This is a genomic window from Flavicella sp. IMCC45668 (genome assembly GCF_057219105.1).
In genome coordinates this window covers 2675306-2687045 of record NZ_CM170114.1, presented here as the reverse complement: position 1 = coordinate 2687045, position 11740 = coordinate 2675306, and the positions used below count along the sequence as shown (strand labels likewise).

The following is an 11740-nucleotide window of genomic DNA, read 5'->3' as shown; positions in this document are numbered from 1 at the left end:
CTTTATGTAATATTTTTTAATTGAGTAAAAATTTTACCGTAATGTTAGTTTCAATTAGAATCTTTTCAAATTCAAAAGTTTCAGGACTAGATTCCTTTTTTGCTGAGCCATATCCTATCACCACAACTTCATCTAGATTATTTGCTCTATACCTATTATGCTGTTGATTTCTATCCATTATATAAATAGCCTTTCCTATTTCTTGCCCCAATGGTAGTGTTAAATATTTTGCTTGTTTTTTTGCTTTTTGAATAGCTTTTGTTTTTAAAACAAGTTCTAATTCATCCATTTTTGAATATTCAGTTTTCTCTAAATAAACATTTGAAATGCCAACCTTTTCTAATGCTAATAATACATTTTGAGCAGTTGAAGCGTCATGTAACAATAACGAATAAGATTTACTTTTGTGAATATCTTTATCCTTTAAAAAGTATTTTTTAAAATTACTAGACATATCTCTTAACTCTAAATCTTCCTTTAAATTAACATTAGAATTTTCCAGTACTTTTTGCATTTTTTGCTCCAAATTCTCTAAAGATATTTTCCCTTTTGAATCTTCTTCTTGTAAAATAATCGTTAGATAAATTCGATCTGGCACCACCAACGTATCCACTTTTGCCGAAGTATCAATATAAGGTTGATCAATAAAATTTTTAGTCTGTGCATTTCCTAACCATACACTAAGCATAATCATAATAATTCCAAGTTTTTTCATAATGTTCTAATTTTAATTTCTAATTATAATAATGAGGCCATTTCTACCAATCTGATAAACTCTGCTCGGTATCCATTGGCATCAATCCCTTTTGATTTTTTTGCTATTTTTTCAATTTCTTTAAACGTTATCTCCTCAAAATAATCTGAATTTTTTAACAACATTCCAAAACCAGCCACAGCACTAGAAAACTGAAAATTGTCGGAAGTTTTTCCAAAACTCGTAACTTCATTTTTTATAGGCATTTCAATCAACTTACTTTTTATTCCCATTGGGTTTTTATACCTAAACTTTACTGTCGCTACTTCTAAATCAAAAGCTGTTTTAGAAACTTTTGAAACCTTCTGATATTTTAAATCTGTATCTAATTTTTTAGTACTTGATGTTGGGATGATTTCATACAAAGCTGTTACGGTATGACCTGCTCCTAACTCACCAGCATCTTTTTTATCATTTTGAAAATCCTCATCATTTAATAATCTATTTTCATAACCAACCAGTCTATATCTTTTTACAAGAGCTGGATTGAATTCTACTTGAATCTTTACATCCTTAGCAATGGTAAATAGCGTTCCTCCAAACTCGTTTACAAATACTTTTTTAGCTTCTAGAATATTATCTATGTAACTATAATTCCCATTCCCTTTATCGGCTATTATTTCCATTTTTTTGTCTTTATAATTCCCCATTCCAAAACCAGTAACTGAAATAAATATTCCTTTGTCTCTATTTTGAATAATCATTTTTTCTAAATCACTGTCACTAGATTGACCTACATTAAAATCTCCATCTGTGGCCATAATTATTCTATTATTTCCTCCGTCAATAAAATTTTCTTCAGCTATTTGATACGCCAATTTTAAACCTTGTGCACCCGCAGTGCTTCCTCCTGAATTTAATTTTTCTATCGCATTTATTATTTCTTTTTTTCTGTCTCCAGTTGTTGAAGGTAACACCACTCCTGAACTTCCCGCATACACCACAATTGCTACTTTATCTGTTTCTCTTAATTGTTCAACCAACAAGGCATAGGCTTTTTTTAGAAGGGGTAATTTATTTGAACTCGACATAGAACCAGAAACATCAATTAAAAAAACTAGGTTGCTAGACGGTGCATTTTTTATATCCAACTGCTTTCCTTGCAAGCCTACATGCAATAATTGGTTTTCAGAATTCCATGGACAGTCAGAAAGTTCATAGTTGATTGCAAAAGGATCTTTTGATTTTGGTTGTTGGTAATCATAATCAAAATAATTGATCATCTCTTCTACTCTAACGGCATCTGCAGGTGGCAAAGTTCCATTGTTGATAAACCTTCTTACATTGCTATACGATGCAGCATCTACATCAATTGAAAAAGTAGATAACGGATTTTGAGTTGGGTTTTTAAAACCATTTTCTTGTACAGAGGCGTAACTTTCATCATTTATAAGTTCATATTGGTCTTGTACAGCTATTCCTGAAACTCTTCCCATCAATGCTTCTTCTACAGTAACAGAATGCATAGCACCCGTTAGATTTTTCTTTTTCTGGGTACCGTAACCTATTACCACAATCTCTTCTAAACAATCTTGACTTGCAATTAATTGAATTGTGATCCTATTGGATTTTCCAACTTTATTTTCAGAAGTGAGATAACCAATATAAGTAGTGACCAAGATATCTCCAGACTTTGCTTGAATATTAAAAGCTCCGTCAAAATCGGTAATACAACCTATTTGGCTTCCTTTCACTAAGATTGAAGCGCCTGGCAAGGGATCACCATTTTCATCAATTACTTTTCCGGTTATAGTTTTGGCTGATGCAAACATTGATACTAATAAAATACAAAGTGTAATTAGGTTTAATTTTTTCATGATTTTTTTATTTAAATGAAACATTGTTTTCTAATAAGATGCAGATGTCACTAATATTCCATAAAAGTTTTTTGTTTTTTTTTTAATGTGTACTTTAGACTTGTGATATTTTCCTCTCAAAAGTCTGATAAACTAGGCGATTCCGACTTAGTAAAAAAATTTCAAAAAAATCATGATTTAGAAATTTTAGGCGTGTTATTTAATAGATATACACATCTTGTTTATGGCGTTTGTTTGAAATATTTAAAGCAACGAGAGGATAGTCAAGATGCCGTTATTCAAATTTTTGAAATACTTGTTCATGAAATTCAAAAACATGAAATCCGAGAGTTTAAAAGTTGGTTACATGGTGTAACTCGCAATTATTGTTTGATGGAATTGCGCAAAAAATCTTCTCAGAAAAAGCATATAGAAAAATATAGTTCCGATTTTTTTATGGAAACTGTTCAAGAAATGCACCCTATAGATAGAGAAGACAATACTATGGTAAATGGTGCTTTAGAAAAATGCTTGCAAAAGTTGAAGGAAGAACAAAAACAATGCATCTCTTTATTCTATTATCATGATAAATGTTATAAAGAAATTGCCATAGCATTAAACTTAGAAGAAAAAAAAGTGAAAAGTTATATTCAAAACGGAAAAAGAAATTTAAAAATCTGTCTTGAAAATTAGATTGAATTATGAAAAAATCTACAAACACATATTCAATTTTTAAAAATTATCTGTTAGATAAATTAACAAATAAGGAAAGGCATGTCTTTGAAAAAAATGCTACGAAAAGTAATTTCGAAACTGAGGCTTTAGAAGGATTAGACATATTAGAGGAACATGAATATTTAACAGATGTAGAAAAATTAAAGACACAAATTTCTAACAAGAAAAATAAGAAAAGTATTGTGGTGCTTTTGAGAAAATACAACGCTGCAGCCTCCTTAGTTTTAATTATCGGAATGGCGAGTTATTTTTATCTTACCAATAGACCAGATCTACCGAAAGAAAATATCTTTCAACCACCTCCATTTCAAGAATTAAAACTGCAAGAAAATAAACTTCAATTAGAAAAAAAAGAACCAATTATCCTTGAGCGAGAAATCCCTATAACACCAGAAGAATCTGTAAAAAATGTTCCTGAGATATCTGTAGAAGAGGAAATTATTATGGAAGAAGTTGTCACAACCCAACCACAAATAAAAGGACCATCGAAGCAAAATTTAAGACTTAAAAAAAACGTTGTTCCGGAATCCAACTTAAATGAAACTATCATCATATCCATCGCCGAAGAAGAAGATGATGATGATGAAATTTCAAACAGTATCATCGGTACTGTTTTAGGGGAAGATGGGAACCCCTTACCTGGTGTTAATGTACTCGTTGAAGGAAGTAATACTGGAAGTATTACAGATTTTGATGGAAACTTTAAAATAGAAGGAGATAGCACCGCAACCCTGGTTTTTGATTATTTAGGCTTTGAGCAAGCAGTAAAACCTGCCACAGATTCTATGCTTGTTGTGATGCAAGAAGATCAAGAAAGTCTTGAAGAGGTTGTGGTAATAGGTTATGGTACTCAGAAAAAAAAGGAAGTAACAGGTTCTGTTACTCGTATTAAATCTAAAGACCTAGAAAAAAATATACATCCAGATTTAGCAACAGCACTCTCTGGAATTGTGGCGGGAGTATCCATACATAAAGACTCTATTGGATCTATTTTATCTCTGCCTCCACAAGGAGATTTAGAAGACTTTACGGATTGGATTATTGATTCTTTTGATGAAAGTCTTGTATCTGATGATGAAACCGTCAGAGTTTATTTGGAATTCAAAATTCAGGAAAACGGAAAAATTTCTAACATAAAATTTAGAAATAAAGTCAGAAGAAAAATTAGAAAGGAGATTACCCGCATCCTAAAAACATCAGAAAATTGGGAACCTTCTAAGTTTGATAATTTACCTATAGACGAAAAAATTCTAATTAAATTTGAGGTCTACTAAACTGTTACTTTATGAACATCCATCATCCTTATTTACCACAGCTGTTAATACTTTTATTTTTACTGATCACATTCGTCATTTCTGTAATTGAAAAATTCAGTGATTGGCAAGGGACCATTTCCTATATCTCCGAAACTTTTAAAAACACTTTTATTAAAAGCTTTATAAAACCATTGATCGCATTTTTGGTTTTACTTGAAGTTTTAACGGTCTATTTTATTAGTGTCGGGATATACCAACTATTTATAGATCAAGAAAAAGAAACTGCCTTATTGGGCTCAACATTTTCGTGTATTTCAATTTTATACATGTTGATAGGACAACGAATTGCAAAAGATTACCCTGGTGCTACTTCCTTAACCGTATATTTTATTTTAAGTGTGTTTGGCGTTTATCTATTGAACTAAACTACTTATAATTAAAATCTATCAAAACAAACAAACCTCATAAACAAGATTTATTAAAAACAAACCTCTTAAAATGGGTTTAAATCGCTTTTTTAAAACCCTTAACCCAAATCTATAATTAAAACCTATTAACTCTCTTAAAAAGGTTTTAAATGCGTTTTGAGAGGTTTAGCAAACTCATTTTTGAATTTCAACGCTAATTTTCAATCTAAGAGATAGATTGGCATAAAAAAAAATTCAGTCTTGCATAAAAAGAACGATTTTTTTCCAAAAATGTATTATTTAATAAAAAATGAAAGCTTTATACTCTCAATTAAATTTCTCTATATTTTAAGAAACATACATCTTTTTAAATTACCTGCTCGCAAAAGGAGCAAATAATAAATCAATGGGAGTATCTACATCATACAAATAAGTAAAACTTTTCGATTCCTTTTTACAAAAAGGTTCTAGAAGAGTAATCATTTCTTTAAAACCTTCGTTTGTTAAAATACAAAAGAAAGTTTCTTTGTCTTTAGTTAAAATTCCTTCATCGGATTTAAACAAACCAAAAATCAAATTACAACTATGCCTCGATATAAAATCTACTTGTGACAAGTCTAATTTTTCTCTTTTCTCTACAATCGTTTTCTGCAATAAATCTCGAAACAAAATAGCCTCTGCCATATCGAAATTAAAAAGACGCACAATATGTTCGTCCAAGCCATTTACATTTTCTACAAAGTCTAATTCCATACTACAAACGATCTACAATATTTTAAAAATTAACCCATAAAAAAAGGCCTCAAATAAATACGGTTTAAGCCCTTTTCTTAAAAAAAACAACACTTTATATCAAACCACTATTAAACACCGTTAAAACCATCTTTAAGCCAGTTTTTCGTGTTTTTAATCACATAAATTAATGATGAATACTCATTTGTTTTTTTTGCCCTTAAATTAGATTTCAATCCTATTCTAAAAGCATTCAAGAAATTCATTTTTTTTGTTTTATTTTTTTCACTTAACAACGAAACATAAAAAGAATCAAATTTCATAGGTAAGGTTTTTACAACTTCCATTCCTTGAAAAAAGAACAACCGTCTAATAGCTGTTTGTGAAAAATGCCACAAATGTCGTGGCACATCATAGGCCGCCCAAAACTCTTTATAATAATCAGCATCGTAACTTTTAAAATTTGGAACTGCAATTATCAAAACACCTTCTGGTTTAAGTAATTTTTTAAGATTAAAAATGGTTTCATCTAAATTAGGTACATGTTCTAAAACATGCCACATCGTAATCACATCATATCCTAGAAAAACACTTTCCTCCTTTTTAAGAGTATCTACAGAATCAAAAAAAACACCGTTGTTACTTTCTGATTTTTTATACGCAATTTCTCTTGCTCCTTCATTCGGCTCAACTCCGGTAACCTTCCAATTATTATCTGAACATATTTTTAAAAAATCTCCTGTACCAGCACCAATATCTAAAATTTTTTTTCCTTCTGTTTGGAAAGAATTGATCAAATTCAATTTCTTTTTTAGGGTATAATTACGCACCAGCTGATACACTACATCTACCATAGATTTTTTCCCATCCGTATGAGAAATATATTCTTCACTTTCGTAATACTTTCCTAATTGATCTTCTTCAGGTTTAGGATTCGTCATTAACAGATCTAAACTATCATCTAATAATAGATCAAATTTTTCTCCTGAAACCAAATGATCTTTACAAGAAACATAGGTTTCAAAACTATTAATTTTAGGGGGCGTATTTACAGCTCTTGCAGACATATTATTTCTATATATTTTTTTATTACTTATTTCTAAAAATGAAACACAATTCTCGATACAATTTTCCCTCGAAAATTATTAGAACTGACATTTCTAATTATTTAAAAATAACCTCAAACTATTTCTATTGTGATATTCAGCCAAACTTAGCTGATTATTGCTTTTCTAACAAATCATACAACTCATGCATGCTATAAAATAATTTTGCTCCTGTTTCTTTCAACAAAGCTTCACTTCTTTTATTCGCAAAACCAAAAACATCAAATCCTCCTGCAATAGCTGCCTGCACTCCTACCGTACTGTCTTCAATAACGACACACTCTTCTGGTTTAAAACCTAAAGTGGCTGCTGCATGAATAAACAAAGATGGATCTGGTTTGAATTTATTTATTTGATAGGCACTAAACATATTCTTTCCAAAATAAGTATCTAAGCCAACCGTCTTTAAATTCAATTGCATTTTATTTAATGGACCATTGGATGCAACACAAAAAGGAACTTTTAAGTTTTTTATAACCTCTTCTACTCCATCAATTGCTTGCAGTTCTTTTTGAAATTTCTCAAAACTAATTGCTCTATATTGCTTTTCAAAATCTTTCGGAAAAGGTTCTGTACATCGCTTTTCAATATATTCAAAACAATACTCCAAAGACTTCCCAAGAAAATTAACCATGGCAAATTCAAAGTCGATATTAGCTCCCAATTTATTTCCCATCTCCACAAAGGTACCTATTGATATATGCTCAGTATCTACCAAAACACCGTCACAATCAAAAATCACACACTTGTATTTCATACCATTTTATTTATAATACTCTATTAAAAAAAATACGTTCACCATTTTTAAAGCAGCACCTAATTCCAACACCTCAAAACTAAAACCACCCTTAAAAAAGAAAAAGTTCCACGTGGAACTTTTCTTTTTTTATCTTCCCATATACACCAAGAGTACCGAAATATCACTTGGTGAAACACCACTTATTCGACTCGCTTGTGATATTGTTACCGGTTTAATTTTTGATAATTTTTGTCTCGCTTCAGTAGACAACGATTTTACTTTATGATAATCAAAACTATCAGGAATAGAAACATTCTCCAAACGAGATAATTTATCCGCATTGCGTTTTTCTTTATCTATATAACCTGCATATTTAACATGAACTTCAGTCTGTTCAATGATCTCATCATCGATTCCATTCGCATCAATAAAGTCTTGAACTTTCGGAAACTTTTTTACATCCTCAAAATTCAATTGTGGACGTGCTGCCAACTTAAACATCTTCATCGATTGATTCACTGGAGCAGAATTATTAGCTTCTAAAATAGGATTTACATCTTTATGACTCACACTCGTCTCTCTTAAAAAAGCTACAAATAAATCCGTTTTTTCTTGTTTCTCTCTAACACGATCTAAACGTTCTTGAGAAACCATTCCTAATTCAAATGCCTTAGGGGTCAATCTCAAATCCGCATTATCTTGACGCAACAAAGTTCTATATTCCGCCCTTGAAGTAAACATACGATAAGGTTCTTCCGTACCTTTAGTTATCAAATCATCAATCAAAACTCCAATATAAGCTTCATGACGTTTCAAAATAAAAGGCTCTTTATCTTGAATTTTTAGCGCAGCATTTATCCCAGCCATCAATCCTTGTGATGCTGCTTCTTCGTAACCCGTAGTCCCGTTAATCTGACCAGCAAAAAACAAATTTTCAACCAACTTTGTTTCTAAAGTATGCTTTAATTGAGTAGGCGGAAAAAAGTCATATTCAATAGCATATCCAAAACGCAAAAATTTTACATTCTCAAATCCAGCAACTTTACGCAAGGCTTTATCCTGAACATCTTCTGGTAACGACGTAGAAAATCCATTCACATAAATTTCATTAGTATTCCACCCCTCCGGTTCTACAAAAATTTGATGTTTATCTTTAGTTGCAAAACGATCAATTTTATCCTCAATAGACGGACAATATCTTGGTCCTGTACTTTGAATTCTACCATTAAACATTGGAGACCTATCAAAGCCCTCACGCAACAAATCATGCACTTCTTGCGAAGTATAAGACATATAACAAGAACGTTGCTCCGAAAGCTTCGTTGTAGTTTTAGAATATGAAAACTTTTCAGGTTTCGCATCACCTGGCTGCTCAATCATTTTAGAAAAATCTAAAGATCTAGCATCCACCCTAGGAGGTGTACCTGTCTTCATACGACCCGCTTCAAAACCTTCTTTCACCAAATCCTCAGTAATCCCAGTAGAAGCACTTTCTCCTGCTCTACCGCCACCAAAAGTTTTCTCACCAATATGAATCAAACCATTAAGAAAAGTACCCGCAGTTATCACTACCGTTTTAGCTTTGATCACAAATCCTAACCCAGTTCTGACACCGGTTATCTTTTTATTTTCAATAACCAAACCAGAAATCATATCTTGATAACAATCTAAGTTTTCAGTATTCTCAAGCATATTTCTCCACTTCTCGGCAAATCGCATACGATCACTTTGAGCACGTGGACTCCACATCGCAGGCCCTTTTGATTTATTCAACATTTTAAATTGAATCGCAGTTTCATCAGTCACTATACCTGAATAACCACCTAAAGCATCTATTTCACGTACAATTTGTCCTTTTGCAATACCACCCATCGCCGGATTACAACTCATTTGAGCGATATTCTGTAAACTCATTGTAACCAACAAGGTTTTCGCTCCCATATTCGCAGCAGCCGCAGCCGCCTCAGACCCAGCATGACCACCACCAACAACAATTACATCGTATGTTTCTGTAAATAAACTCATAATTTCAAAGTTCCACGTGGAACAAAATATTTATTATACTGATTATCAATTATTTAAATAAAGATATCGATTTATCCTCTTCATTTCTCATCTCCTTCTTCTCCTGTTCGGATTTATCTTTATAACCCATATAGTGTAAAACCCCATGAATCATCACCCTTTTCAATTCCTCTTCAAAATTATGTGAAAATTCAAGTGCGTTTTCCTTCACACGTTCTAACGAAATAAAAATATCACCTCCAACCAACTTCCCCATGGTATAATCAAAACTTATAATATCCGTTAAGGTATCATGTTCTAAAAACTCCACGTTCAATTTTAAAAGGTATGCGTCATCACAAAAAATATAATTTAATTCTCCTAAAGAAAATTCATAACCTAGAATCACTTCCTCTATCCATTTGGAATATAAAAGTTCATCACTAAGCTTAAAATCTATTTCGTAATTAAATTCTATCATCTTGAAAATTTCTGCAAAGATACCAATTACTTTTGAGTTCTAGCTTTTCCAGAAAAAGTGGAAAACTAAACATTAACACGAACCTCTGACCCATCTCTAAACCGAAAAAAATATCCAACAAACTAAATCTCAAGAATAGATAACTCCTCACTACTTTTTGTATTTTTGCATTTTAAAATTCAAAAAAAATGAACAACGTAAGAGTAAGATTCGCACCAAGTCCAACCGGACCTTTACATATAGGAGGCGTTAGAACCGCATTGTACAATTATCTATTTGCAAAAAAACACAATGGAACTTTTGTTCTAAGAATAGAAGATACAGATCAAACTCGATACGTTGCTAATGCAGAACAATATATCGTGGATGCCATGGAATGGTGTGGAATACCTTTTGATGAAGCCCCAGGTAAGAATGAAAAATTTGGTCCCTACCGTCAATCTGAACGAAAAGATATATACAAGCAGTATGCAGATCAATTAATAGAAAGTGGACATGCATATTATGCTTTTGATACGGCAGAAGCATTAGATGAAGAAAGAAAAAAAGCGGAAGCAAATAAAGAACCTTTTATTTATAACCATACCTCCCGTCAAAATTTAAACAACTCTTTCACTTTAACTAAAGACGAAGTTGCCGCAAAAATTGAAGCAGGAGAAAAATATGTTGTACGTTTTAAAATGTATGACCCAAATTTTGAAAATGATATTTTAACCGCAACCGATCTAATTCGTAAAGACGTTTCCTTTAAACTATTTTTATTAGATGATAAAGTACTTTATAAAAGTGATGGTATGCCAACGTATCATTTAGCAAACATTGTTGATGATCATTTGATGGAAATTTCTCATGTTATTAGAGGTGAAGAATGGTTGCCTTCTTTACCATTGCATATTGCACTTTACAATGCTTTAGGTTGGGACACCCCTGAATTTGCACACCTACCCTTAATTCTTAAACCTGTAGGAAAAGGAAAATTAAGCAAACGTGATGGCGATAAATTAGGATTCCCAGTATTTCCATTAGAATACACCAACGAAAAAGACGGTGAGGTTTCTAGAGGTTACAGAGAGGATGGTTATTTACCAGATGCTTTTGTAAACATGTTAGCTATGTTGGGATGGAACCCAGGAACGGAACAAGAACTTTTTTCTTTAGAAGAATTAGCGAAAGAATTTTCTTTGGACCGTGTAAGTAAATCCGGAGCTAAATTCAGTCCAGAAAAAACTTATTGGTTCAATCAACAATACTTACAACAAAAGTCATCAGCAGAGGTAGCTGCTCTTTTTACACCAATTTTAGAGGAAAAAGGAATTTCTTCTGAAAATTCATATGTAGAAACCGTAATTGAATTGGTAAAAGAACGTGCTGTTTTTGTAAAAGATCTATGGGATTTAAGTGACTATTTCTTTAAAAACCCATCAGATTTTGATGCCAAAGCTTCTAAAAAACAATGGAAGGAGACAACATCTCCATTAATGAAAGAAGTACAAAATGTTTTAGCTTCAATTGAAAATTTCTCTTCTGAAAATGTAGAAACTATTTTAAAAGAATGGATTACTTCTCAAGAAATCGGTTTTGGAAAAGTGATGCAACCTTTACGTTTAAGTTTGGTAGGTGCTTTAAAAGGACCTCACCTATTTGATATTGCTGCTATGATCGGAAAAAAAGAAACCTTAGAGAGAATTGAATATGCTATTGAAACACTAGGATAAGATTTCTATTATTGA

General features: G+C 31.8%; 11 protein-coding genes. 4 read left to right on the top strand and 7 right to left on the bottom strand.

Features of this window, described 5'->3' with window-relative positions:
* Positions 1-16 precede the first annotated feature (16 nt).
* Both AC2DZ0_RS11065 and AC2DZ0_RS11060 read right to left on the bottom strand, forming a co-directional pair.
* The gene (locus tag AC2DZ0_RS11065; protein WP_484641806.1) at positions 17-715 is read right to left on the bottom strand and encodes an SIMPL domain-containing protein; all 699 of its coding nucleotides are present in this window, start codon (positions 713-715) and stop codon (positions 17-19) included.
* Positions 716-738: 23 nt separating this feature from the next.
* Positions 739-2571 (bottom strand): vWA domain-containing protein, encoded by a 1833-nt coding sequence (locus tag AC2DZ0_RS11060; RefSeq protein ID WP_484641805.1) that lies wholly within the window; start codon positions 2569-2571, stop codon positions 739-741.
* A gap of 102 nt (positions 2572-2673) precedes the next feature.
* Between AC2DZ0_RS11060 and AC2DZ0_RS11055 the strand changes: the two genes are divergently transcribed.
* Genes AC2DZ0_RS11055 through AC2DZ0_RS11045 form a run of 3 tightly spaced genes read left to right on the top strand, consistent with a single transcriptional unit; the run spans position 2674 to position 4966 of the window.
* Entirely contained in the window at positions 2674-3243 is a 570-nt protein-coding gene (locus AC2DZ0_RS11055) for an RNA polymerase sigma factor (protein WP_484641803.1), read from the top strand.
* A gap of 8 nt (positions 3244-3251) precedes the next feature.
* Positions 3252-4559 carry a carboxypeptidase-like regulatory domain-containing protein gene (locus tag AC2DZ0_RS11050; RefSeq protein WP_484641802.1) on the top strand — a complete coding sequence of 436 codons (1308 nt, stop codon included), beginning with the start codon at positions 3252-3254 and terminating at the stop codon, positions 4557-4559.
* Between the two features lie 11 nt (positions 4560-4570).
* Complete coding sequence (locus AC2DZ0_RS11045) at positions 4571-4966, top strand: DoxX family protein (protein ID WP_484641801.1); 396 nt, start codon at positions 4571-4573, stop codon at positions 4964-4966.
* 354 nt (positions 4967-5320) lie between these two features.
* On the opposite strand, the gene AC2DZ0_RS11040 is transcribed toward AC2DZ0_RS11045, so the two are convergent.
* From AC2DZ0_RS11040 to ybeY, 5 genes are all read right to left on the bottom strand, one after another.
* Entirely contained in the window at positions 5321-5701 is a 381-nt protein-coding gene (locus AC2DZ0_RS11040; protein ID WP_484641800.1) for a hypothetical protein, read from the bottom strand.
* 110 nt (positions 5702-5811) lie between these two features.
* A complete protein-coding gene (locus tag AC2DZ0_RS11035) occupies positions 5812-6747 on the bottom strand; it encodes a class I SAM-dependent methyltransferase (protein ID WP_484641798.1) in 936 nt (311 codons plus the stop codon).
* Positions 6748-6901: 154 nt separating this feature from the next.
* A complete protein-coding gene (locus AC2DZ0_RS11030) occupies positions 6902-7543 on the bottom strand; it encodes an HAD family hydrolase (RefSeq protein WP_484641797.1) in 642 nt (213 codons plus the stop codon).
* 129 nt (positions 7544-7672) lie between these two features.
* Positions 7673-9550 carry a tRNA uridine-5-carboxymethylaminomethyl(34) synthesis enzyme MnmG gene (gene mnmG, locus AC2DZ0_RS11025; protein WP_484641796.1) on the bottom strand — a complete coding sequence of 626 codons (1878 nt, stop codon included), beginning with the start codon at positions 9548-9550 and terminating at the stop codon, positions 7673-7675.
* A gap of 49 nt (positions 9551-9599) precedes the next feature.
* Positions 9600-10010 (bottom strand): rRNA maturation RNase YbeY, encoded by a 411-nt coding sequence (gene ybeY / locus AC2DZ0_RS11020; protein ID WP_484641794.1) that lies wholly within the window; start codon positions 10008-10010, stop codon positions 9600-9602.
* Positions 10011-10198: 188 nt separating this feature from the next.
* Between ybeY and gltX the strand changes: the two genes are divergently transcribed.
* Positions 10199-11725 carry a glutamate--tRNA ligase gene (gene gltX, locus AC2DZ0_RS11015; RefSeq protein WP_484641793.1) on the top strand — a complete coding sequence of 509 codons (1527 nt, stop codon included), beginning with the start codon at positions 10199-10201 and terminating at the stop codon, positions 11723-11725.
* Positions 11726-11740 lie beyond the last annotated feature (15 nt).